A 23,992-nucleotide genomic window follows, 5' to 3' on the forward strand; every position below is an offset into this window, starting at 1 on the left:
AAGCCCCGATGCCGGCTGCCATCTATGTGCTGGGCCTTGCCATCTTCGCCCAGGGGACCTCGGAGCTGATGCTGGCCGGCCTGCTGCCGGAGCTGTCATCGGACCTGGGAGTCACCATTCCGGACGCGGGCCTGCTGATCTCGGCCTTCGCGGTCGGGATGCTGGTCGGAGCCCCGGTGCTGGCAGTCGTCACCCTGCGCTGGAGACGCCGTACCGCGCTACTCGTCTTCCTCGCGATCTTCGCCTTCACCCACGTGATCGGAGCGCTGACGCCGAACTATCAGTTGCTCGTGGCAACAAGAATCGCCGGCGCCTTCGTCTACGCCGGATTCTGGGCTGTGGCCGCGGTCACCGCCCTGAGCCTGGTCCCGGCCGACCGACGGGGCCGGGCGATGAGCATCGTGGCGGGAGGACTGAGCCTGGCCACCATCGTCGGTCTACCGGCCGGCACCCTGCTCGGCCAGCAGTTCGGCTGGCGGGCACCCTTCTGGGCCGTCGCGGCCATGTCGATCAGCGTCATGGCCGCGGTATTCGTGACGATCCCCGGAACGCGGCCGGATCCGGCGGCCAGGCCACGCATATCCGCCGAACTTCGCGCTATGGCGAACCCGCGACTGTGGCTCGCCTACTCGACGACGGCTCTGTCGGTCGGCGCCCTACTGGTGGTCTTCAGCTACCTCGCACCGTTGCTGACCGAGGTCACCGGCTTGTCCTCAGGCTGGGTCCCTGCCGTCCTGGCCCTGTACGGCGTGGGCGCGCTGGCCGGCATCACCATCGGTGGCCGCACCTCTGACAGCCGCCCGTTCGGCACCCTCCTGGTGGGGCTCGGCGGCCTGGTCATCCTGTCGGTCGCGCTGGTCTTCTGGGCCGGCCAGCCGATCGCGGCCGTCGTGCTGATCGTTTCGCTGGGTGGCTTCGGGTTCGCCACGAACCCGGCGGTGAACACTCGGGTGTTCAGCCTGGCCGAGGGTGCGCCGACTCTGGCCGCGGCCGTGAACGTCTCTGCTTTCAACGTCGGCATCACGGTCGCACCATGGCTCGGTGGCCTGGCGATCGACGCGGGCGCGGGCTATGCCTCACTCGGCTGGATCGGCGCGGGCATCGGCATCCTTGCTCTGCTGACGGTCGTCGTCGCCCTCCGCACTCCGCCGAAGCCACGCATCGAGCCCGGCAGAGACCAACTCAGTCCGGCAGCATTGGGACGGTGAGGCCCTGGTCGCGGCCGAGCAGGACTCCGCGGGTGATGGCGTTGCTGCCGAACTTGTCGCGGACGCCGTCCAGGGCCGAGTCGAGCTCGTTGTTGGCGGCCTTGTCGAAGGGCAGGGCGAGCTGGACGGTCGACTCGTTCTCCAGATTGCCGACCGAGATACCGACCAGGGTGATGCCCTGCTTCTCGATCAGCGGTCGCGCCGTGGCCATCAGCGAGCGCGCGGTGACCAGGATCGCCCGCGTCTGACCAGTTGCCTGAGGCAACGTGTGTGACCGGGTCGCCCGGGTGAAGTCGTCGAACCGGAGCCTCAGCGTGACGGTCCGCCCGGCCCGCCCAGCCGACCGCATCCGCCGGGTCACCCGATCGACCAGCCCGGCGAGGATCGCGTCGAGCGTCTCCGCCGACTTGGGCGATCGGCCCAGCGCGCGCTGCGACCCGATCGACCGCCGTCGTCGGCCGACCTCGATCGGCCGTGGATCGCGGTTGTGCGCCAGGGCGTGCAGGTGCCGCCCCGACGCCCGCCCGAGCATCGCGACCAACGCCGCCTCCGGCAGGATCGCGACATCCCCGACCGTCGTCAGCCCGCGATTGCGCAACTTCTCGGCGGTCACCGCGCCGACGCCCCAGAGCCGCTCGACCGCCAGCGGATGCAGAAATTCCAGCTCGCGATCCGGTGGTACCAGCAGCAGCCCGTCGGGCTTGGCGACCCCGCTCGCCACCTTCGCCAGGAACTTCGTCCGGGCGATCCCGACCGTGATCGGCAACCCGACCTCGGCCAGTACTTCGGTACGCAGCCGCCGGGCGATCGCCACCGGCGTACCGGCGATCTTGCGCAGCCCGCCGACGTCCAGGAACGCCTCGTCGATCGACAACCCCTCGACCAGTGGCGTGGTGTTCTCGAAGACGGCGAAAACGGCCTTTGACGCTTCGGAGTACGCCGACATCCGCGGCTGGACCACGATCGCCTGGGGACACTGCCGATACGCCTGGCCGCCGTTCATCGCCGTCCGGACGCCGTATGCCTTGGCCTCGTAGCTGCAGGCGAGCACGACGCCGGCGCCGACGATCACCGGCCGGCCGCGCAGGCGCGGGTCGTCCCGCTGCTCGACCGACGCGTAGAAAGCGTCCAGGTCGGCATGCAGGATGGTCGCTTCGCCGTCGGGCACGAACATATGTTCGCATACTCTCGGGCCGGCGGACAGCAGGCGAATAGGGAGAATTCCCGAGGCGCTCCAGTGGTCTGACAGGACAGAATGTGGCTTATGGACCTGTCGGCATACCGCGCGCTCTGGCAGACGCGGGGCGTTTTCGCCCTGCTGACCTCGGCTGTCCTCGCCCGGATCCCGGTGATCGCCTCGATGGTGCCGGTCGCATTCCTGGCCAAGGACGCAGCGGGCAACTTCGGCTGGGCCGGCGTCGTCGCCGGCGCGTACTCCGTCGGTATGGCCGTCGGGGGACCGCTGTGGTCGCGGCTGGCCGACCGCCGTGGCGGCAAGAGGGTCTTGATAGCTACGGGTATGGCCTGGAGCGTGGCGATGGCTGTCCTCGCTCTGCTGCCGTCAGACCAGTACCGCCTGATGCCAGTGATCTCCGGTCTCGCCGGGGCGTTCGTCTCGCCCGTCACTGCGATCCTGCGAGCCTCCTGGCCGCGCGTGGTCCAGGGCTCGCGCCTGCGGGCGGTCTACGCGCTGGACGCGACCGCGCAAGAGGTGCTGTTCGCGATCGGCCCGATGCTGGGTGCGCTGGTGGTCAGCTTCGCCAGCCCGCGGGCCGGAGTACTGGGTGCTGCGGTGGGGGCTGCGATTACTGTTTGGTGGTTCGGTCTGCTGCAGTCGCCTGCCGTTCCGCATGACGAGTCGCGAGGTGCGCGGCTGACGGCTCCGCAGCTGCTCTGGCATCGGTACAGGTTTCCGATGATCCTGTCTTTCGCCTTCTGTGTAACGGCTTTCGCCTCCGTCTCGCTCGGCATCGTCGCCTTCGCCGACGCACACGGCAACCGGCTGATCGCTGGCGTGCTGGAGACGGTCTGGGCGATCGGCAGCCTCGCCGGCGGCGTACTGGTGGGTGCCCTGCCCGGCCGTCGCAGGTCGTACGTGTGGCGGCGGGCAGTGCTGGTCTCGGCCGGCATGCTGCTCTGTGTCTTCGCGACCTCGTCGCCTGTCTCGCTCGGGATCGCGTTGCTGCTCTCGGGGCTCGCACTGGCGCCTACTGTCGGTGCCCTGTACGAGCGGCTCGGTGCGATGACTCCGTCCTCGGTCAAGACCGAGGTGTTCGGGTGGATGGGCAGTGCGGGCATGGCGGGCGGCGCTGTCGGCTCTGCGGTCGCAGGGCTCGTGGTCGAAGCCTTCGGCGTCCGCTACGTGTGGGTGATGGCGGCACTCCTCACCCTCGCCGCCGCCGTCTCCCTCCTGCACATCCCGCCACACCTCCCGGTCGACGAGCCGGAGTCGCTCGACCTACAACCGGTGCCTCAGGAGGCCCTGTAGGCGGCAGCCGCCTCCCAGAGCGGTTGAGGCCGGCTGACGGCGAACTCGTCGTCGGGGGGATCGGGCGGAAGGTCTGCGGTTGGCAGGGCGGGGGGCTGGTGTTCCTCTCGGCGGCTCGGCGAGCCGCCGAACGGGTGGACCAGTCGGTGGTCGGGCCGTAGGCAACGGGGAGATCACGGCTAGAATGAGGCGAACGACTACGCCCCGTGCAGCGCTGCACGGCGTACCGCAACCAGCGCAGTATCGCTGGGGATTCAAGCTATGAGGAGACTCTGTGGGACGCGTCGTGCACAAGTACGGCGGTTCTTCGGTCGCTGACGCCGATTGCATCAAGCGCGTGGCCCAACGGATCGTCGCGACTAAGAAGGCCGGGAACGACGTCGTCGTGGTGATCTCCGCGATGGGCGACACCACCGATGAACTGATGGACCTGGCCAAGCAGGTCTCACCGCTGCCGCCACCGCGTGAGCTGGACATGCTGCTCACCTCGGGTGAGCGGATCTCCGCCGCCCTGCTGGCGATGGCGATCGCGAACCTGGGCTACGAGGCCCGGTCGTTCACCGGCTCGCAGGCCGGTGTGATCACCACCTCGCGGCACGGCAACGCCCGGATCATCGACATCACGCCGGGCCGGATCGAGGAAGCCCTCGGCAAGGGGCACGTCGCGATCGTCGCCGGTTTCCAGGGGGTCGCGCAGGACACCAAGGACATCACCACGATGGGCCGGGGCGCGTCCGACACCACGGCGGTCGCGCTGGCCGCCGCGCTGGAGGCCGACTACTGCGAGATCTACACCGACGTGGACGGCATCTACACCGCGGACCCGCGGATCGTGCCGGCCGCTCGGCAGATCCCGAAGATCTCCTACGAGGAGATGCTCGAGATGGCTGCCTGCGGTGCGAAAGTCCTGCACCTGCGCTGCGTCGAGTACGCGCGGCGCTACAACGTCCCCGTCCACGTGCGCTCCTCCTTCTCGCAGAAGGAAGGCACCTGGGTCGTCGATGCGAAGGAATTGAACAACATGGAACAGGCGATCATCTCCGGCGTGGTCCAGGACCGCAACGAGGCCAAGATCACCGTCGTCGGCGTACCGGACAAGCCCGGAGAGGCGGCCCGGATCTTCGAGACGGTGGCCGGTGCCGAGACCAACATCGACATGATCGTGCAGAACGTGTCGGCGGTCGCCACCAACCGCACCGACATCTCCTTCACGCTGCCCCGCGTCGACGGCGCCCGGGCGATGTCCGCGCTCGCCCGGCTGAAGGACGAGGTGGGCTACGAGCAGTTGCTGTACGACGACCAGATCGGCAAGATCTCGGTGGTCGGTGTCGGAATGCGCTCGCACCCGGGTGTTTCGGCGAAGTTCTTCTCCGCGCTGGCCGAGGTCGGCGTCAACATCGAGATGATCTCGACATCCGAAATCCGGATCTCGGTCGTCATCGACGAGAACCTGGTGGACGTCGCCGTGACCGCGGCGCACACTGCATTCGACCTGGACGACGAGCACACCCAAGCTGTCGTGTACGGAGGAACTGGACGGTGACACCTGTGAGCGCACTCGATCAGACCGAAGACCGCACGGGGCTCCCCACGCTGGCGGTGGTCGGCGCGACCGGCGCCGTCGGCACGGTGATGCTGACCCTGCTCTCGACCCGGGAGAACGTCTGGGGCGAGATCCGCCTGATCGCATCCGAGCGCTCCGCAGGCAAACGGCTGAAGGTCCGCGGCGAGGAGGTCGAGGTCGTCGCGATCAGCGCCGAGGCCTTCGAGGGGATCGACGTCGCGATGTTCGACGTACCGGACGAGGTGTCCGCGCACTGGGCGCCGATCGCCGCGTCCAAGGGCGCCGTCGTGGTGGACAACTCCGGCGCCTTCCGGATGGACCCCGACGTCCCGCTGGTGGTGCCCGAGGTGAACGCCGAGGCGGCCCGCAACCGGCCGAAGGGGATCATCTCCAACCCCAACTGCACGACGCTGTCGATGATCGTCGCGATGGGCGCGCTGCACCACCGGTACGAGCTGGAGCAGCTCGTCGTCGCGTCGTACCAGGCGGCCTCCGGGGCTGGTCAGGAAGGCATCGACACGCTTTACGACCAGCTGATGAAGGTGGCCGGCAACCGCGAGCTCGGGACCACCCCGGGCGACGTGCGCCGGGTGATCGGCAACGCGCTCGGCCCGTTCGCGGCGCCGCTGGCGATGAACGTCGTGCCGTGGGCGGGCTCGCTCAAGGAGGACGGCTGGTCCTCGGAGGAGCTCAAGGTCCGCAACGAGTCGCGCAAGATCCTCAACCTGCCCGACCTGAAGGTCTCCGCGACCTGCGTCCGGGTGCCGGTGATCACGACGCACTCGCTGTCGGTGCACGCCCGCTTCGCCCAGGTGGTCGACGTCGACGAGGCCCGCGATGTACTGCGGGACGCGCCCGGCGTGCTCGTCTTCGACAACCCGGCCGAGGGGGAGTTCCCGACGCCGGCCGACGTGGTCGGCACCGACCCGACCTGGGTCGGCCGGATCCGCAAGTCCCTGGACGACCCGCAGGCCCTCGAGCTCTTCGTCTGCGGCGACAACCTGCGCAAGGGCGCGGCCCTCAACACCGCCCAGATCGCCGAGGTCGTGGCCAAGGAGTTCACCCCGGCCAAGTAGATTCTTCAACCACACAAGGGCCCTGGCGACAGGGCCCTTGTGTGGTTTACAGCCACTTCTCGCGCGCGGCGTGCAGAGCCAGCTGGAAGCGGGTGCTGGCGCCGGTACGGTTCATCAGCCGCTCGAGGTAGCGGAAGAAGGTCCGCCGGCTGATGCCCAGCGTGCGGGCGATCGTGTCGTCGGCTGCCCCTGTCGCCAGCAGGGCCAGCAAACGCCGCTCGATCGGCTCCAGCCGGTCGTCCTCCGCGCCGACGGAGGCGTGCAGCGGCAGGGCGTTGCGCCAGCACAGCTCGAACATCCCGATCAGCGCCGTCAGCAGGCTGCTCGGCCGGATGATCAGCAGTGACCGGTTCACATCGGTGTCGCGCACCGACATCGACACGAACGCGATCGATCCGTCGATGATGGTCAGCTTCGCCGGTACGTCGGGCAGTACCCGGGCCTGCTCGCCGGCCTCCACGCAGGGCAGGATGTTCTCGGTCAGGTACCCCGGCACCTCGACGGACTCCGGCGAGTAGACGATCCGGTACGAGACGCCGCGCCGGAGTTGCTCGATCTCCTCCTGGTTCGGGCCTGCGCCCAGGTAGTACGGCGGGGTGTCGATGGCCTGGATCTCGCGTTGCGCGCTGCCCTTGATCTGGTGGATCCGCTCGACGATCGCGCTGCCGGTGACGACCTCGATCAGGTGCGTCGTCGACTCGTTGTGCACGGTCCGGCGGAACTCGTCGTACGCGTTCAGGACCTCGATCCTGGCCTGCTTGAGCTCCGACTCCCGGCGCAGCGTGAGCGCCTCCAGACCGGCGTCAGGGGGCACCGGCAGGAACCTGGAGTGGTCCGACCCCGAACGCCGCGCCAGCCCCGCCTGGACGAGGCCGTCGAGCGTCGCGTCGATCCCCTTCGCGAGGTCCGGCACCGCCGCGTCCAGCTCGGCGACCGAGCACGGTCCGGTCCGCAGCAGGTGCTGGTAGACCCGGACCTCGTCGCCGTTCAGGCCGAGCACCCTCAAGTAGTCGGCACGCTCCGTGTCGGTCGAGCTCATGACGCCCCTTTCCCTCCCGAGCGCGCTCACCGTGCGCTACCGCCGCTCCAGCGTAGAACGAACGATGAATTGGATTCAGTACTGTCCGTATCCCGGCGACTGCACCGAGCGATATTTGTTGTTCTGTCAGCATTCTTGTGCCGTGTCACCATCTGGCCACCACTTCTGCGCAGTTGTGAGCGAGAATTGAGGTCCAGCAGCCCGGCGACGGACCACCTGAGCGCCGCCGGGCTGCTGTTCCAATTCTGGCCCCAGTTCGCTTTCCCGTCAGCGAACGCCGTTTCGGTTGGGTCTCGATCCCGGCGTATCGGTGCCCTCGCACTCCCGTGCCATCACCGGCTGTGCCGGAGGGTGTACAAACTGTGCAACTCCATCGTGAGGCCGATGAGGAGGAGACCCGATGTCGCAGCAACTGCGTCAGGTTCTGCCCAGGCATCATCGCCGGGCCTTCGGTCGTGGTGCGATGACCGCCGCCCTGGTCATCGTGCCGGTGCACTCGGCGCGTGCCCGGGCAACCTCCGCCCAAGGTGGTTCGGGCCCCCGGGTTGCCGGTGGGATCCATGCAGTGCCAGGCGAGCTTCCGTGGATGGTGAGGCTGTCCACGGGAAGTGGTGCCGAGACCGGTACCTCTCAGCGATCGCTGACCGCCGAGCCCTGGGTGGGTTCCACCGGCAACGCCCCTCAATCCGGTAGTACCCCCCGGATGTCCTTGCGGGCGGGCGTTCCGTCCTACCGGTCGGCCAGCCACCTCTTCTGAGGGCCCGGCCGGGCCCTCAGAGCGACGGTGGTTCTGCTGCGACGAACCGTCTCAGCTTGCGGCGAGGAACGACGAGAGCACGGTGGCCGAGTAGCTGCCGTCGTGCAACCGGCGGACGAAGTCCGGGCCCTGTGCCGCGATCTTCTGTGCGTGGCCGCGGTCGTCGAGCAGCTCGAGCACGACCTCACTGATGTTCTCGACCGTCGTCTCGACGATGGGGAGCTCCTCGCCGGCCGCCTCGTGGACCCGCCGGCGGTTGTGCTCGGTGATGTGGCCCAGCACGACCCGTCCGGCCGCCATGGCCTCGCAGGCCGTGACGCCGTAGCTGCCCAGCCGGAACTGGTCGAGCACGAGGTCGGCCGAGCCGATGATGCGGCGTACCTCCTCGGGCGAGACGCCCTCGATGCGGCGGTACTCGACCAGGCCGCGCTCGTGCAGGTCCAGCATCGCCTCGTCGACCTGCTCGGAGCCCTTGAACTTCGAGCTGGTGGGCATGTGCACCGCCACGGGGCGCGGCCGCTCCATCGGCAGTTCCGCGGACTCCCACAGGGCGAGGTCGATGACCACCGGGCACCAGGTGGCGTCGGGGAGGTCGTCGAGGAGGTCGGGCGTGGACACGAAGGCGGGTAGGTCGAGTGAGGCCAGCCCGGCGAGGTTGCGGCGGACCTGCCGCTCCAGCACGTCGACCTCGGCCCACTCCTCCCGCACGTAAGGCGACCAGGGGTAGTTCTCGCGGTGCAGGCTCGGGAGCCGCACATCGCGGCCGTGGCCGATGGTGGCGACCTGCAGGCCGTACCCCGTCAGGGCCCGCGCCTCGGTGAACGCGTTGGAACTCAGCAGCGAACCGAACATCGGCCGCTGCGCCTCGATGAGCACGTGCGTGAAACCCCGCCGGACATACTCGAATTGCTCGCGCTGCCACTCGGACGAGTGCAGGTAGACCTGCTCGGGCACCTGGTGGTCGGAGTAGAACCGGAAGCCGCTGGGAATGCCGACCATGTTGACAGCGCCGACGCCGGGCAGCTGCCGCTCCGCCGCTCGCGCCCAGAGCCAGCCCTGGCCGGCGAAGTTGGCCGGCGCCACGTAGAGCCGCGTGGGGGTCTCCGGCACGGGCGGGCGGCTCGCGCGGGCCTGCGCGACGAGCTCCGGCGGCACCACGATGGTGGGCCGGATCACCAGCGCCGGGGCGCCGCCGAGGCGGCGAATATAGAGGTCGACCCGAGTCGGCAGCCGCCGCCGCAGCGCCTTGATCTGCGGACGGAACGGGCGAAGCAGTGCTCGGACGGGGCCGCGGAGCACGCGGAGCACCAGGCGGTGTGGCGCGCGAACCAGGGTCTTGAGCTGCGACATCGGGGTGGCTTTCCTTAAAGGTTTGGCAACGCGGGCGAGTGGCCTCAGTCCGCCCGCTCGGTGCTTAGATTACCCCGGTACCGGCTTAGACTACTTTGCGACAGCGCGCTCCAGTGGGCGCGTCTCAGCTACCTGGTGGGAGAAAACAAGATGAGTGCGCATTCGCGCATCGTGGTGATCGGCCTCGGTTATATCGGCCTTCCGACCGCCGTCGTGCTGGCCCGTGCGGGCTGCCGGGTCACCGGCGTCGACCTCGACCAGCGCAAGGTCGAGGCCGTCAACAACGGTGCGCTGCCGTTCGTCGAGCCCGATCTCGACCACGTGCTGCGCGAGGTCGTGGCAGCGGGCGCTCTCGATGCCACCACCGAGACCCCGGCCGGTGACACGTACATCGTCGCCGTCCCCACGCCGTTCCTGGAAGACAAGACGGCCGACCTCAGCTACGTACTGTCCGCCGCCCGCGCCATTGCGCCGAAGCTGACCGGCGGCGAGCTCGTCCTGCTCGAGTCCACCTCCCCGCCCGGCACCACGCAGCGGATGGCCGAGGAGATCCTGGCCACCAACCCCGCGCTGAGCCTCGACGGCAGCGACGGCAAGCCGGTCATCCACGTGGCGCACTGCCCGGAGCGGGTGCTGCCCGGCCGGATCATGACCGAGCTGGTCGAGAACGACCGCATCATCGGTGGCCTCACCGAAGAGGCCGCGCGCCGGGCCAAGGTGCTCTACGAGCGCTTCTGCCGCGGCGAGCTGCTGCTCACCGACGCTGTCACCGCCGAGATGGCCAAGCTCACCGAGAACGCCTTCCGCGACGTCAACATCGCCTTCGCCAACGAGCTGTCGCTGATCTGCGACAAGCTGGGTGTCGACGTGTGGCGGCTCATCGAGCTGTCCAACCACCACCCGCGCGTGAACGTCCTGCAGCCCGGCCCGGGCGTGGGTGGGCACTGCATCGCCGTCGACCCGTGGTTCATCGTGTCCGCGGCGCCCGAGCAGGCCACCCTGATCCGCACCGCGCGGCAGGTCAACGACGGCAAGTCCGACTACGTCGTCAACCAGGCGATCGAGGCGGTCAGCGCCGCGAAGACGCCAGTGGTCGCCGCGCTGGGGCTGGCGTTCAAGGCCAACATCGACGACCTGCGCGAGTCGCCGGCCCGCCAGATCGTCCGCGACCTGGCCGGCAAGCTGCCGGACTGCCGGGTGCTCGCCGTCGAGCCGCACGTCGAGAAGCTGCCGGCCGACCTCGCCGGGTTGTCGAACGTCGAGCTGACCGACGTGGTCAGTGCGATCGCCGCCGCCGACGTCATCCTGCTGCTGGTCGACCACGACGAGTTCCGCGGTGTCGACCGGTCTGCCCTCGAGGGCAAGCGCGTCATCGACACCAAGGGTCTGTGGCGCTGATGCCCGCTTCGCTCCCCGTGCGCGCGGTCCGCAAGGCCCGGCGCATCGTCCGCGGCCGCCGTCGGGTACATGAAGTCCTCGACTCACCGTCGCGCGCGGTCGAGCGGATCCTGTCCCCGCACTACCCCGAGCACCTGGTGGCCGAGCCGGACGTCGAGCCCGAGGCCGAGACCGAGGAAGCACCGGCCGTCGACGCCGGCCGGCCCGATGCCCGCCATGAGCTGGCGTCGGCCACTCGGGTCGTCGGCGTGCTGACCGGCGCGACAGCGCGGCGGCTGGGCGACGTCCTGGCCGTCACCGTCGTGGCGCCGGGATCACGGGCGCTCGGTACGAGGGTCGAGTCCGGCGACGTGCTGGTGGTCGAGCGGGCCGCCCTGCAGTCCGGCCCCTGGAGCACCGCCGAGACCTCGTCCGGCACGGCCCTGCTGCGTGAGGTCCTGGAGTGGACCACGGAGGCCCGCGACTGCGGTGCGCCGGTCATCATGCTCGACTCCGCTGACGCGCCGAACGTCGGCACCAACCTGCTGCGCGGCGCCTCCGACGTGGTGCTCCCGCGCGCCCAGCAGGCCGACCCCGTCCTGGGCCCGGTGCCCATGTCTCCGGTCGTAAGCCTGCTCGACACCGTTGCCCGTGCCGCCGTCGAGGGAGATCGATGACCACCCATTCCGCCCCCGTAGAGCGCCGCGTCCTGCTCTACGGTGATGGGAACATCAACCTCATCGACGGTTCGACCATCTGGCTGGTGTCCATGGCCCAGGTGCTTGCGCGGACGAACTCCCACGTCACGCTGCTGCTGAAGGCCCGGATCATCTCGCGGAAGATGCTGGAGCCGCTGAACGGCCTCGACAACGTCACCGTCGTCGACCCGTTCGAGGGCCTCGGCGATCTCGTCCCGCCGTCGCGGCTGCTGTCGGTGGAGGAGGTCGCGGAGCGCGTCGTCGAGCTCGACCGCGCCCACCGGTTCGACAAGATCATCGCGCGCGGCTTCGGCATCTGCCATGAGCTGGCCCGCACGCGCGAGTTCGACGGCCGGTTCTGGCCCTATGTCATCGACCTCCCCGAGCCGGGTGCGGATCCCACCCCGGAGCGGCTGCGCGACCTCGAGGAGATCTCGCTGGCGTCCGAGCGGATGCTGGTGCAGACCGGAGACTCCCGCTCCTACATGGAGTACAGGGTGCCCGCGTCGGTCGGGAAGTGCGTCGTCATCAACCCGATGATCCCCGACGACCTCGGCCCGCTGCGCCGCCGGTCGACACCGCAGACCGGCCGGCTGCAGGGCGTCTACGCCGGCAAGCTCGCCGAGGGCTGGAAGACACTCGAACTGTGCGACGTGCCCCGGCTGCTGGCCGAGCGAGGCGTCCAGATGTCACTGTCGATCATCGGTGACAAGATCATGCACTCGAACCGTACGCCCAGCTGGCGCAGCCGGATGAAGACCGCCGTCACGTCCAGCCCGGGCGTGGAGTGGGCCGGCGGGCTGTCCCGCGACGACGCCACGGCGTACTCCAAGACAGCCGACATCGGGTTCAGCTGGCGGGGTCAGGAGCTCGACTCCACCCATGAGCTGTCCACCAAGGTGCTCGAGTACTGCGCCATGGGCGTGGCGCCGGTGGTCAACCGCATCGCCGCGCACGTCGAGCTGCTGGGTGAGGACTACCCGCTGTTCGTCGACGCCTCCCTCGAGTCGGTGCTCGACGCCATCGAACGGGTGGCCCGCGACCCCGACCTGCTCGAGGATGCGCGGAAGAAGGCAATGGACGCCATCGACCGGTACCGGATGGCCAACACCGTCGAGCGCATCCACGCCGAGCTCCGGGCGACCGAGGTGCGGCCGAGCGTCAAGCTCGCGGGCGGGCGGCCGCTGCTGCTCGTCGGCAGTGACCTGACGACGTCGCGCGGCACGCACACCGTGCTGCGGCAGTGCGCCGGCGACGTCCGCGTTGCCCAGTGGGACCCGACGCTGACCGGCCAGGAGGAGCCCCGGCTCGGAGAGCTGTCCGCCGCCGGCACCGTCGTCGTCGAGGACGCGAACCCGTACCTGGTCTGGGCCACCCGCCGCAAGGTCGCCGGCCAGCGGCTGATCGCGCACGTCCGCGACCTGCGCACCGACGAGCCCGTCCTGCGCGAGGCGAAGCTCGACGAGGTCGACGCCTTCGTGTTCCAGGCCGAGTCCGACCTCGCGGCGTTCGCTGCCGCGTTCGACGTCCCGGCCGAGCGACTGCACCACGCGCCGCTGCCGGTCGACACCGCCTACGTCGACCGCCCAGGGCTGCCCGGCCGGCAGTACCGGGTCGGCGTCCTCGACCTGAGCCCGTCCGCTGCCCGGCCTGACGTCGCCATCACGGCGCTGCGCGGCCTGCTTGCCGCCGACGAGCAGTTCAGCCTGCACATCCGCGACCAGTTGCCGTGGGAGGCCGACGAGCAGATCGACCCGATCGAACGCGTCTACTACCAGACCCTGGCCGCCGATCTCGCGGCCACGCCTGAGGTCGCCGCGCGGGTCGCGTTCGAGCGCCCCGATGCCGACCTCCCCGCCTGGTACCGCAAGATCGGGTGGTTGCTGGTCCCGCGCCGCCACGGCCGCCTCGACCAGCGTGTAGTCGAGGCCCAGGCCGCCGGCGTCGTGGTGCTGACCCCGGCCGAGGAGATCGCTGCCGAGCTGTACGGACCGGACACGCAGTACGGCTCGATCGACGCGCTGGTCCGGACGATCGTCGCCGCGGCCGGCGATTCCGCGGAGTTCGCCAAGCTCAGCGCCGGGTCGCGGCTCCAGGGCGGCAGCCATGACCTCGCCGTCGTCCGCCCGACGTGGGAGGCCGTGCTGGCCGGCTGACGGTCCCGGGAGTGATCCCGGCGCCTCCCCTCCGTTCAGCCGACGCTGTGCCTCAGCCGGCACCGTGCCTCAGCCGGTGAAGTCGGGGAGCCGGTTTCCGAGATTGAACAGCGCGCGGATAGCGGCGACGGAACGCTCGGTGGCGTGCCCGTCGCCGTAGGGGTTGACCGCCTGCGCCATGGCCTTGTAGGCCGCCGGGTCGAGGTACAGGCGCTCGACCTCCTTGACGACGCGGTCCTCGTCGGTGCCGATGAGACGGACGGTGCCGGCGTCGACAGCCTCGGGGCGCTCTGTGTTGTCACGCATGACCAGGACCGGCTTGCCCAGGCTGGGCGCCTCTTCCTGGATGCCGCCGGAGTCGGTGAGCACGATGTGGGCCGCCGCGAGGATGGTGGTGAACTCGGCGTAGGACAGCGGCTCGGTGATCACGACGTTCGGACGCCCGGCGATGCCCGGCGCCAGAGCCTCGCGGACCACCGGGTTGCGGTGCAGCGGCAGGACGATCGTGAGCTCCGGGTGCGCCGTGGCGATGCGGGCCAGGGCACGGCCGACGCCCTCCATCGCGGAGCCCCAGCTCTCTCGGCGGTGGCTGGTGACGAGCAGGATCGGCTTGCCCGACTCGACCAGCGCGGCCAGTTGTGGGTCGACCAGCGGTGCGGGCTGAGCAGCCCTCGCGAGCAGCGCGTCGATGACGGTGTTGCCGGTGACGACGATGGTGCTGGGGTCGATGCCCTCGCGCAGCAGGTTGGCCCGGCTGCCTGCCGTCGGCGCCAGGTGCAGGGCGGTGATCTGCGAGGTCAGCCGGCGGTTCGCCTCCTCGGGGAACGGTGAGCTGAGGTCGCCGCTGCGCAGCCCGGCCTCGACGTGGACGACCGGGATGCCGCGGTAGAACGCCGCCAGGGCGGCCGCCGTGGAGGTCGTGGTGTCGCCCTGAACGATCACGGCGTCGGGCGCCTCGTCGGCGAGGATCGGGTCGAAGCCGTCCATGATGCGCGCGGTGATGCCCGCCAGGGTCTGCCCCGGCTTCAGGATGTCGAGGTCGTGCCGCGGGACGATCCCGAACAGCTCGTTGACCTGGTCGAGCATCTCGCGGTGCTGACCGGTGACCACGGGCACCGACTCGAGGTCGGTATCGGCCGCGAGTGCCGCCAGGACCGGTGCGACCTTGATCGCCTCGGGACGGGTCCCGTAGACCGTCATGATCTTCAACACAGGGGGTACCTCTTCGTTAGGGTCGACTGTAAGGAGACGCCCAAAGGTAACCGCCGACGTCCCGCGAGTGCCACGTGGCTCTACGGGGTTCCGGCGCTACGCTGTGCTCTTCCCGCCCGCTGGGCGGCTGATTTCGTGGATGGTGTGTATGGCAGCGGTGCCTGTTCGTAAGGTGGCGCTGGTGGGCGGTGTCTCGGCGGCCGCGGTGACGCTGGTCACTCTGGGTATCGTGCTGACCGGCAAGATCGCCGTGGCGCAGGGCCTACTTCTCGTCATCGCCTTTGGGCTGGCCGTCGCCGTCCTCGTCCTCGGTGCCATGGTGCTCCAGCTGAAGCGCAGCATGTCTGCGGTGGCCGCGCGGCACACCCGCGAACTGTCGGCGGTGCAACAGACACTGGGCATCGGGATCACGGCGAACTCCAAGACCATCCACGCCCATGGCGCGGCGCTGGAAGCCGTGATCCAGGCCGCGGCCGAGAAGGCCACCAGTCGGCTCGAGTCGTCGATCGCCGCTACCGGGAAGCGGCTCGACGAGGTCGGCGCGGAGGTCGCGGCCGGCCGGTCCGACACCGCACAGACGTACAAGCAGATCGAGGCACTGCTCGACCTGCGCGCCGTGCTCCAACCCCGCGCGCTGATGCCGCCGCTGCGCGATTGGGCCGCCTCGCCCGACGTACTGCGCTGGCTGGCCGAGTCCGTCCTGTCCCGCCGTCCGAAGTTGGTCGTCGAGTGCGGTAGCGGGGCGTCCAGCCTGGTCCTTGGTTACGCGGTGCAGAAGGCCGGCTACGGCCGTGTGGTCGCGCTCGAGCACGACGCCGACTACGCCAAGATCACCGCCCAACGGGTGTCCGACCACGGGTTGCAGGACGTCGTCGAAGTACGGCACGCGCCGCTGACACCCTGGACGGGCCCGGACGAGCGCGAGCGGAACTGGTACGACCTGAGTGCTGTGAAGGACCTCGACGGCATCGGCCTGGTATTCGTCGACGGGCCGCCTGCCAGGACAGGTCCGATGGCCCGCTATCCCGCGCTGCCGGTGCTGCTCTCGCACTGCGCCGACGAGGTGGCGTTCGTCCTCGACGACACCATCCGGGCCGACGAGGTCGAAGTCAGCGATCGCTGGATGCAGGAGCACCCCGAGTTCGTCCGCCAGCAGTTGCGCGCGGACAAGGGCATGCACGTCCTGACCCGGCGCCCGGACGGCATCCCCGGCTAATAGGCCCGTTCCCGGCTGAACAGGCCCGTCCTCACCTTTAGTTTTGTGCCCTGGCAGGCGTTTGGCCGTCGATGGCTGTCAAATGTATATTCCAGACAGCGATCGGCGAGAGACGACCCTTCAGTCGGTTGTCCAGGCGGGCGCGACGTTTTGGTAGCCGTCCGTACGTCGTTGCTCACTGTGGAGGACCACTGTGTCGTCGGTATTGACGCCGATCCGCTACTCTGCTCCCCGGGTCTGCGCGGCCCGCCGTCGTAGCGGGGCGGCAGCCGCCGAGCCCCAGCCGGATACCGCGCAAAGAGAGGCGTCGCCTGAATGAACGCGACTAGCGTCGACGAGGAGTTCAACCCGTCGGTGCATGTGTACGAACCGCACAAGGTGGGCCTGCCGCCACTTCGCCCGTACTTCAAGGCGTTGTGGGGGCGACGGGAATTCGCGGCTGAGATGTCCCGGACCGGCATCCGGGCGGCCAACACCAACACCTTCTTCGGTCAGGTCTGGCTGGTCCTCAACCCGCTGCTGCTGGCGGGCGTGTACTACCTGCTGGTGAACATCATCGCGGGCGGCGGCTCCAGGAGCGGCGGCGGTGCACGCTTCGCTCATATGTGCGGTGGGCTTTTCGCCTTCTACTACTTCTCCGGTGCGATGACCGCCGGTGCGGCCAGCGTCGTCGGCGGCGGCAAGCTGCTGATGAACATGTCGTTCCCGCGGATGCTGTTGCCGTTGGCCGCGCTGCGGACCTCGTTCTTCCGGTTCCTGCCGACCATGGGCGTCTATCTCGTCATCCACCTGGTGGTTCGCCAGCCGCTGCACTGGGCGATGCTGCTGGCGCCGGTCTTCCTGATCCTGCTGACGCTGTTCGCGGCCGGGATGGGAATGATCTTCGCGGCCCTGCAGGTGTACTTCCGCGACACCACCAGCTTCCTGCCGTACTTCGTCCGGATCTGGCTGTACATGTCCCCCGTGCTCTGGTTCGCCGAGGACGCTCCGGGCAAGTTCAAGAGCTTCATCCAGTTCAACCCGCTGTACTCGCTGATCGGCGGCTGGACCGACCTGCTGGTCCGTGGTCACGTCCCGCCCCTGTCGATGTGGCTCAGCGCCGGATTCTGGGCAGTGGCCGCGGCGTTGATCGGCGCGCTGTTCTTCATGTCGAGGGAGCGTGAGTTCGTTGTCCGTCTCTGAGGCCGAGAAGAAGTCGATGTCAAACAAATCAGCCACACCGGCCGTCAAGGTCCAGGACGTCTCGATCACCTACCGGACCACGTTCGAGCGGGTGCCGACCTTCAAGAGCGCCCTGGTCCGGTTCGGCCGCGGCGAGCGTGCGGTCCGCGAGGTCAAGGCCGTCCAGAACGTCTCCTTCGACGTCGATCACGGCACCACGATCGGCATCATCGGCGCGAACGGCGCCGGCAAGTCGACGCTGATGCGGGCCCTGGCCGGCATTCTGCCGCCGACCAGCGGGCGGATCGAGGTGCACGGCCGGGTCAGCACGCTGCTGTCGCTGGGCGTCGGCTTCAACGCCATGCTGTCCGGCAAGGAGAACGTCGTTCTCGGTGGTCTGGCGGCCGGTCTGAGCCGCAAGGCGATCGAGCAGCGGTACGAGGAGATCGCCGAGTTCGCCGAGTTGGGCGACTTCATGGAGATGCCGATGCGGACGTACTCGTCCGGCATGTTCAGCCGGCTGGCGTTCTCGGTCGCCGTGCACATGGATCCCGACATCCTGCTGATCGACGAGGCGCTGTCCGCCGGTGACGCGTCCTTCAAGCTGAAGGCGTCGAACAAGATGAAGGAGCTCGTCACCAACAGCCGGACGATGTTCCTGGTCAGCCACGCGATGAGCAGCGTCATCGACCTGTGTGACGACTGCATCTGGCTGAACAAGGGCAAGCTGATGGAGCGCGGTACCCCCACCGAGGTGATCGCCGCCTACACGAAGTACCTGCAGGTCAGCGCGAAGAGTGCTGCCACCCTCGAGGACTTCTGACGATGCGATCCACCCCCGGGCCGGACGTGGGCATCATCACGTCCGGTCACGACGTCGCCGACGCACGGCTGCACAAGATCACCGCAGCTCTGCAGAAGCGGGGTCTGAACGTTGAGTTGTGGGGTCTGGGCGACCCCGCCGGAGGTCCCGCCGGGGCCTCCGTCCACGCTCGCAACCGGGGCAGCCTGGTCCGGCGGCTGGCCCGGACCGCAGTACTGCCTTGGCGCACCAGCGCCAAGGTGGTCGTCACCGTCGATCCGGACATGATCCCGATCACCCGGCTGGTGACCGCGCTGCGCCGCCGCAAGATGGTGGCCGACGTGCACGAGGACTACGGCCGGCTGCTCCGCGACCGGGCCTGGGCTAGAGGCCCGGTGGGGCTGCCCGCCCGGCTGATGGTGGCCTTGAGCACCCGGCTGGCAGCCGGGGCCGACCTGACGGTCGTCGCTGATTCCCACCTCTCGCCACACCAGGCCAAGCACCGGATGGTTGTCACCAACCAGCCGGTCGCGGCTTTTCTGGCCCCGTCACCGCCGGCGGGTGAGCCACGGGTGGTCTACGTCGGCGACCTGCGGGCGAGCCGTGGGCTGTTCGACATGGTCGAGACCATCGCCGCCGCGCCGGGCTGGTCGCTGGACCTGGTCGGCCCGGTCGCATCCTCGGACCGGGATCGGCTCGAAGCCCGGATCGAGCAATCCGACCTGGCCGGCCGCGTCCGGCTGCACGGGCGTCAGCCACCGGCCGACGCCTGGCGCATCGCCCAGGGGGCCTGGGCCAGCTTGGCCATGTTGCACCCGACGCCGGCGTTCCTGGAAGCGATGCCGTCCAAGGTCTACGAGTACCTCGCCAGCGGGCTTCCCGTCCTGTCCACCCGGCTGCCCCGGCAGACCAAGGTGATCGAGGAGTCCGGTGGCGGAGTCCTGGTGGACTCGGTGCCGGAGGCAGCCGAGACCTTGCGGCGCTGGTCCGCGGATCCCGGTGAGCTGGAGAAACTGCGCGATCACGCGCTGCAGTGGGCGGCTGTCCATCTGCCCGCGACCACGCCGTACGACGAACTGGCCGAAGCGATTCTCGCGCTGCTCAAAGGACGGGTATGACCGGCAGCCGCCCCCATCTGCTGTACATCGTCTGGGGCTTCCCGCCCTGCCGAAGTGGCGGTGTCTACCGGGCCCTGGCCACGGCGAACCGGTTCGCCGCGCTCGGCTGGAAGGTGACCGTGCTGACGGCCGAACGGGAGACCTTCGAGCGGTTCACCGGTGCCGACCCGACCCTGGAGGAACGGGTCGACCCGTCGATCGAGGTGGTCCGGGTGCCGTTCGAGTGGCCGATCCTTGAAGCCGACCTGCGCAACTGGTCGAAGACCCGGGCGGCCAACCCGAAGTTGTGGGCCAAGTGGCGCAGCAAGCGGGACCAGATCCCCTTCCCTGAAACGGGATACGGACCGTGGCGCAGCACGATCGAGAAGGCCGCCGAGCAGATCCACCAGGCGGACAAGGTGGACCTGACGGTCGCCACGGCGAACCCGCACGTCACGTTCGCCGCGGCGTACCACCTGTTCAAGAAGTTCGACGTGCCGTACGTGATGGACTACCGCGACGCCTGGCTGCTGGACGTCTTCAGCGGCGACCGCCTGCACGAGCCGAACAGCCGCGCCGCCCGCTGGGAGCGCAAGCTGGTCAGCGCCGCGCAGGAGGTCTGGTTCGTCAACGACCCGATCCTCGACTGGCACAAGGAGCTCTACCCGGAGCACGCGGGCAAGATGCACACGGTCGCGAATGGGTTCGACCCCGATCTGGTGCCGTCGACGCAGGACCGGGGCGCGGTCACCGACCGGCCGCTGGTCTTCGGGTACGTCGGTACGGTCTCGCCGAAGGTCCCGCTGGCCGAGTTCGTCAAGGGCTGGCAGCTGGCCAAGGAACGGTCCGAAGACCTGCGCGACGCCAAGGTGAAGATCCACGGCTACCTCGGGTACTACGCTCAGCCGCGCGCCGACATGCTCGGCCTCCTGACCGAGGCCGCCGGCGACGGGGTCAGCTACGAGGGCCCGGTCGGCAAGGCGGAGATCGCCAAGGCCTACGACGAGTTCGACGTCCAGTTGCTGATGCTGGGCAAGGGACGCTATGTGACCAGCGGCAAGGTCTTCGAGTACCTCGCCACCGGGTTGCCGATCGTCTCGGTGCACGACCCGATGAACGCGGCGTCCGACGTACTACGTGGGCATCCGCTCTGGTTCCCGGTGCAGGACGTGGAGGACCCCGAGACGATCGCCGAGGCACTCGTCGAGGCGGCCCGCGCGGCCCGGACAGCGGATGCGGGCATCCGGGCGAAGGCCCGCGAGTTCGGCGCGAGCTACCGGCGCGACCTGCAGCTGGACCCGCGGATCAAGGCACTGGGCGAGCGGGTTGGGGCAGTGGTCTGACATGAAGGTCGTACTCCTGAGCACCCGGCGGCAGCCCCCGTCGTACTTCGAAACCGTCCGGGCCGATCTCGGCGGCCGTGACGACGTGGCCCTCGACGTAGTCGCCTGGCTTCCGCCGGCCGCCCCCGTGGACGGCCTCGTCACCAGCTTCACCCTGATCGGCCCCGGCACGATGCCGGTCGAGGTCGTCCCCCCGGCCGAGCCGGTGGCGGCTGAGGCGATCAGTACGCCGAAGCCCGCTGCCAAGCCGCGGCCCAACGGGGCCAAGCGGATCGTGAAGAAGCTGGCCCAGAACCGCAAGGCCGGCCACCTCGCCAAGGCGTACTGGGCCAAGGTGCTCGGTCGCGCGGACGTGATGAGCATGATCGAGCAGGCCGACGTGGTGATCGCGCTAGACAACGGATCCGTCTGGGCCGGCTGGCAGGTCGGTCAGCGCAAGCCGCAGACGCCGGTGGTTCTCGGCGTACCGGCTGCCCGTCGTGAGCTCGACCGGCTGGTAGGAGCGGAGCAGGAGTGACGACATGCCGGACCGGGCCAGGGCGGACGTGCAGGTGAGTACTGCGCGAAATCTTCGCGACCACCTGCCGCCGCCGATCGCCAGGACCGCGGGTGCGGTCCGGCGACGGTTGAAGGGGCTGCGCTACAGCTACGCGCAGCTGCCCACCTTCCCGCCGGTGGCGGACACTCCGGTCCGGCTGTTCGTCGGCCCGACCAACAGCGCCGGCCAGGGCTACGCCTGGGCGCGTGCCGCGGACACCATCGAGGGTGTCTCCGCGACCTCCTTCTCGCTGCATCGCAAGGGCCAGTTCCAGTACGCCGACGACTACGGCGTACCGCTGACCTGGTTCGGGCAGCCGCGCTGGCAGCGAGCCCAGGAGCAGTACGTCCTGAGCTACACGCATGTCCTGATGGAGTCGCTGCGCCCGCTGTTCGGCGCCCGCGGCCTGAAGGACGGCTCCTCGGAGCTGGTGCGGCTCAAGGAGGCCGGGATCAAGCCGGCCTTGCTCTTCCACGGCTCGGACATCCGCCTGCCGAGCCGGCACGCCCAGCGCGAGCGCTGGTCCCCGTTCACTCCGGGTGACCCGCTGACCGACCGGCTGGAGGTCCAGGCGAGCAGGTTCGCCGAGATCGTCGAGGCGGCCGACGTGCCCGTCTTCGTCTCCACGGTCGACCTGCTGGAAGACGTACCGGGGGCGCACTGGCTGCCGGTCGCGATCGATCCGGCGCCTTGGGCACAGGCCGCGCGTCCGCTCTTCTCGACCGGCCGCCCGGTCGTCGTGCACGTCCCGTCCAACGCGCAGCTCAAGGGCAGCGACCGGATCGACGAGGTACTGACCGGTCTGGCCGACAAGGGCCTGGTGGAGTACCGCCGGATCAGCGGCGTCACGCACAGTGAGATGCCGGCCGTGATCGGTGACGCGGACATCGTCGTCGACCAGCTCCGGATCGGTCTGTACGGCGTGGCCGCGGCCGAGGCGCTGGCCGCCGGGCGTTTGTGCGTTTCTTACGTCGGTTCGGCGGTTCGCGATCGGGTGCGTAGTCTGACTGGGCGCGAGGTGCCCATCGTCGAGGCGGATCCCGATTCGCTCGGCAGTGTCGTCACCGACCTGCTCTCCGACCGTACGGCGGCCGCCGAGCGGGCCACCGCGGGCCCCGCCTTCGTGGCGGAGCTGCACGACGGGCGACGTTCCGCCCGTGCACTCACCGATTGGCTTGACCCGAAGGAGAGCTTGTGACGTCCCGGATCGCAGCGTCGGCCGAGGTCCACGAGACCGCGCAGATCGGCGCCGGATCGTCCGTCTGGAACCTGTCCCAGATCCGCGAGAACGCGGTCCTGGGTGAGAACTGCATCGTCGGCCGCGGCGCGTACATCGGCACCGGGGTGCGGATGGGGAACAACTGCAAGATCCAGAACGACGCTCTCGTCTACGAGCCGGCCGTGCTCGAGGACGGCGTCTTCATCGGACCCGCGGTCGTCCTGACCAATGATCAGTTCCCGCGCGCGATCAACCCGGACGGCACGCTGAAGAGCGCGTCGGACTGGGAGGCCGTCGGTGTGACACTGCGCACTGGCAGTGCAGTAGGCGCCCGTTCGGTCTGCGTGGCACCGGTCACCATCGGTCGCTGGGCCACCGTCGCAGCGGGCGCAGTGGTGACAAAGGACGTGCCAGACTTCGCGCTGGTCGCGGGGGTCCCCGCCCGCCGGATCAAGTGGGTCGGCAAAGCAGGTGTCCCGTTGCTGGAGGTCGGCAACGGCGAGTGGAAATGCCCGAGTACGGGCGAGATGTACATCGAAACCGACGGACAGCTGCGGCTGGCCGGCGAAAACATGGCAGTCGAAAACCAGGAGGAGAACTGATGGTGCAGCCGATTCCGGCCGCGAAGCCGATCATCGGGCAGGAGGAGCGGGAGGCAGTCGACCGTGTGATGCGCAGCGGAATGCTCGCCCAGGGTCCTGAGGTCGCTGCCTTCGAGCAGGAGTTCGGCGCTGCGCTGGTCTCCGGTCGAGCCTGCGTCGCGACGAACTCGGGCACCTCGGGTCTGCACCTCGGTCTGCTGGCCGCGGGCGTCGGTCCGGGCGACGAGGTCATCGTGCCCTCCTTCACCTTCGCCGCGACCGCGAACAGCGTTGCGCTCACCGGCGCCACCCCGGTCTTCGTCGACATCGAGCCGACGTACTACGGGCTGAGCCCGGCCGCCGTCGAGGCCGCGATCACCGACAAGACCAAGGCCGTCATGCCGGTGCACCTGTTCGGGCACCCGGCGAACCTGACCGAGCTGGGCGCCATCGCGGCCAAGCACGGCATCGAGCTGTACGAGGACGCCGCGCAGGCCCACGGCGCGACCTGGAACGGTGCGCCGGTCGGCACCTTCGGCGAGTTCGCCATGTTCAGCCTGTACCCGACCAAGAACATGACGTCCGGTGAGGGCGGCATGAACTCGGTCGCGAACGCCGACCTCGAGCGCCGGATGCGGCTGTACCGCAACCAGGGCATGCTCAAGCAGTACGAGAACGAGGTCGTCGGCCTGAACAACCGGATGACCGACCTGCACGCCGCCATCGGCCGCGTCCAGCTCACCAAGGTCGGCGGCTGGACCAAGCAGCGGCAGGAGAACGCGACCTTCCTGGACGCGAACCTGCAGGGCGTGGCGACTCCGACCGTGGCCCCCGAGGCGACGCACGTCTACCACCAGTACACGATCCGGGTCACCGACGACCGCGACGGCTTCGCCGACGCGCTGCGCAACGAACACGGTGTCGGTTGCGGCGTCTACTACCCGATCCCGAACCACCGCCTGCCGTCGTTCAAGCGCGAGCTGGACCTGCCGGAGACCGAGAAGGCCGCCGCGCAGGTGCTGTCGCTGCCGGTCCACCCCTCGCTGTCCGAGGAAGACCTGCACCGCATCGTGACCGCGGTCGCGACCGTCGCGAAGGCAGGTGCCTGAG

General features: G+C 69.2%; 21 protein-coding genes. 17 read left to right on the forward strand and 4 right to left on the reverse strand.

Annotated elements, in window-relative coordinates; all coding sequences use genetic code 11:
* Positions 1-8 precede the first annotated feature (8 nt).
* The gene (locus G3I17_RS27970; RefSeq protein WP_164600589.1) at positions 9-1,208 is read left to right on the forward strand and encodes a Cmx/CmrA family chloramphenicol efflux MFS transporter; all 1,200 of its coding nucleotides are present in this window, start codon (positions 9-11) and stop codon (positions 1,206-1,208) included.
* Here G3I17_RS27970 and dinB read toward each other — a convergent pair.
* Positions 1,183-2,376 carry a DNA polymerase IV gene (gene dinB, locus G3I17_RS27975; RefSeq protein WP_343238438.1) on the reverse strand — a complete coding sequence of 398 codons (1,194 nt, stop codon included), beginning with the start codon at positions 2,374-2,376 and terminating at the stop codon, positions 1,183-1,185. The genes G3I17_RS27970 and dinB overlap by 26 nt on opposite strands.
* A gap of 96 nt (positions 2,377-2,472) precedes the next feature.
* Between dinB and G3I17_RS27980 the strand changes: the two genes are divergently transcribed.
* The 3 genes from G3I17_RS27980 to G3I17_RS27990 all read left to right on the forward strand — a co-directional run bounded on the left by G3I17_RS27980 (position 2,473) and on the right by G3I17_RS27990 (position 6,336).
* Positions 2,473-3,696 carry an MFS transporter gene (locus tag G3I17_RS27980; protein WP_203590841.1) on the forward strand — a complete coding sequence of 408 codons (1,224 nt, stop codon included), beginning with the start codon at positions 2,473-2,475 and terminating at the stop codon, positions 3,694-3,696.
* A 274-nt stretch (positions 3,697-3,970) separates the two neighbouring features.
* Entirely contained in the window at positions 3,971-5,239 is a 1,269-nt protein-coding gene (locus G3I17_RS27985) for an aspartate kinase (protein ID WP_164600592.1), read from the forward strand.
* 5 nt (positions 5,240-5,244) lie between these two features.
* Complete coding sequence (locus G3I17_RS27990) at positions 5,245-6,336, forward strand: aspartate-semialdehyde dehydrogenase (RefSeq protein ID WP_343238439.1); 1,092 nt, start codon at positions 5,245-5,247, stop codon at positions 6,334-6,336.
* Between the two features lie 46 nt (positions 6,337-6,382).
* Here G3I17_RS27990 and G3I17_RS27995 read toward each other — a convergent pair whose 3' ends face one another.
* Positions 6,383-7,375 carry a LuxR C-terminal-related transcriptional regulator gene (locus G3I17_RS27995; RefSeq protein WP_164600594.1) on the reverse strand — a complete coding sequence of 331 codons (993 nt, stop codon included), beginning with the start codon at positions 7,373-7,375 and terminating at the stop codon, positions 6,383-6,385.
* A 400-nt stretch (positions 7,376-7,775) separates the two neighbouring features.
* On the opposite strand from G3I17_RS27995, the gene G3I17_RS28000 reads away from it, so the two are divergent.
* Entirely contained in the window at positions 7,776-8,132 is a 357-nt protein-coding gene (locus tag G3I17_RS28000) for a hypothetical protein (RefSeq protein WP_164600595.1), read from the forward strand.
* Positions 8,133-8,183: 51 nt separating this feature from the next.
* On the opposite strand, the gene G3I17_RS28005 is transcribed toward G3I17_RS28000, so the two are convergent.
* The gene (locus tag G3I17_RS28005; protein WP_164600596.1) at positions 8,184-9,482 is read right to left on the reverse strand and encodes a glycosyltransferase family 4 protein; all 1,299 of its coding nucleotides are present in this window, start codon (positions 9,480-9,482) and stop codon (positions 8,184-8,186) included.
* Positions 9,483-9,632: 150 nt separating this feature from the next.
* Between G3I17_RS28005 and wecC the strand changes: the two genes are divergently transcribed.
* Genes wecC through G3I17_RS28020 form a run of 3 tightly spaced genes read left to right on the forward strand, consistent with a single transcriptional unit; the run spans position 9,633 to position 13,713 of the window.
* The gene (gene wecC / locus G3I17_RS28010; protein ID WP_164600597.1) at positions 9,633-10,880 is read left to right on the forward strand and encodes a UDP-N-acetyl-D-mannosamine dehydrogenase; all 1,248 of its coding nucleotides are present in this window, start codon (positions 9,633-9,635) and stop codon (positions 10,878-10,880) included.
* Positions 10,880-11,536: a hypothetical protein gene (locus G3I17_RS28015; protein WP_164600598.1), complete on the forward strand. Its 657-nt coding sequence runs from the start codon at positions 10,880-10,882 to the stop codon at positions 11,534-11,536. The genes wecC and G3I17_RS28015 overlap by 1 nt, the downstream gene beginning before the upstream one ends.
* Positions 11,533-13,713 carry a glycosyltransferase family 4 protein gene (locus G3I17_RS28020; protein WP_164600599.1) on the forward strand — a complete coding sequence of 727 codons (2,181 nt, stop codon included), beginning with the start codon at positions 11,533-11,535 and terminating at the stop codon, positions 13,711-13,713. The genes G3I17_RS28015 and G3I17_RS28020 overlap by 4 nt, the downstream gene beginning before the upstream one ends.
* A gap of 69 nt (positions 13,714-13,782) precedes the next feature.
* Here the strand turns inward: G3I17_RS28020 and wecB are convergent, their stop codons facing one another.
* Positions 13,783-14,925: a UDP-N-acetylglucosamine 2-epimerase (non-hydrolyzing) gene (gene wecB / locus G3I17_RS28025; RefSeq protein ID WP_164600600.1), complete on the reverse strand. Its 1,143-nt coding sequence runs from the start codon at positions 14,923-14,925 to the stop codon at positions 13,783-13,785.
* Between the two features lie 148 nt (positions 14,926-15,073).
* Here wecB and G3I17_RS28030 point away from each other — a divergent pair, with 148 nt between their 5' ends.
* From G3I17_RS28030 to G3I17_RS28070, 9 genes are all read left to right on the forward strand, one after another.
* Positions 15,074-16,141, forward strand: coding sequence for a class I SAM-dependent methyltransferase (locus G3I17_RS28030; RefSeq protein WP_203590842.1), 1,068 nt, complete (start codon positions 15,074-15,076; stop codon positions 16,139-16,141).
* A 315-nt stretch (positions 16,142-16,456) separates the two neighbouring features.
* Positions 16,457-17,323, forward strand: coding sequence for an ABC transporter permease (locus G3I17_RS28035; protein ID WP_164600601.1), 867 nt, complete (start codon positions 16,457-16,459; stop codon positions 17,321-17,323).
* 16 nt (positions 17,324-17,339) lie between these two features.
* Complete coding sequence (locus G3I17_RS28040) at positions 17,340-18,125, forward strand: ABC transporter ATP-binding protein (protein ID WP_164600602.1); 786 nt, start codon at positions 17,340-17,342, stop codon at positions 18,123-18,125.
* A 2-nt stretch (positions 18,126-18,127) separates the two neighbouring features.
* Positions 18,128-19,222 (forward strand): glycosyltransferase, encoded by a 1,095-nt coding sequence (locus G3I17_RS28045; protein ID WP_164600603.1) that lies wholly within the window; start codon positions 18,128-18,130, stop codon positions 19,220-19,222.
* On the forward strand, positions 19,219-20,544 hold the full coding sequence (locus G3I17_RS28050; protein WP_203590843.1) for a glycosyltransferase: 1,326 nt from the start codon (positions 19,219-19,221) through the stop codon (positions 20,542-20,544). Before G3I17_RS28045 ends, G3I17_RS28050 begins: the two co-directional genes overlap by 4 nt.
* Position 20,545: 1 nt before the next feature.
* Complete coding sequence (locus G3I17_RS28055; RefSeq protein WP_164600604.1) at positions 20,546-21,061, forward strand: hypothetical protein; 516 nt, start codon at positions 20,546-20,548, stop codon at positions 21,059-21,061.
* 4 nt (positions 21,062-21,065) lie between these two features.
* Positions 21,066-22,280, forward strand: coding sequence for a hypothetical protein (locus tag G3I17_RS28060; RefSeq protein ID WP_164600605.1), 1,215 nt, complete (start codon positions 21,066-21,068; stop codon positions 22,278-22,280).
* Entirely contained in the window at positions 22,277-22,903 is a 627-nt protein-coding gene (locus G3I17_RS28065) for an acyltransferase (protein WP_164600606.1), read from the forward strand. Before G3I17_RS28060 ends, G3I17_RS28065 begins: the two co-directional genes overlap by 4 nt.
* Complete coding sequence (locus G3I17_RS28070; protein ID WP_203590844.1) at positions 22,903-23,991, forward strand: DegT/DnrJ/EryC1/StrS family aminotransferase; 1,089 nt, start codon at positions 22,903-22,905, stop codon at positions 23,989-23,991. Before G3I17_RS28065 ends, G3I17_RS28070 begins: the two co-directional genes overlap by 1 nt.
* Position 23,992 lies beyond the last annotated feature (1 nt).

It is taken from the genome of Streptomyces sp. SID13031, assembly GCF_010548305.1.
In the GTDB taxonomy this organism is placed as follows: Bacteria; Actinomycetota; Actinomycetes; order Propionibacteriales; family Kribbellaceae; genus Kribbella.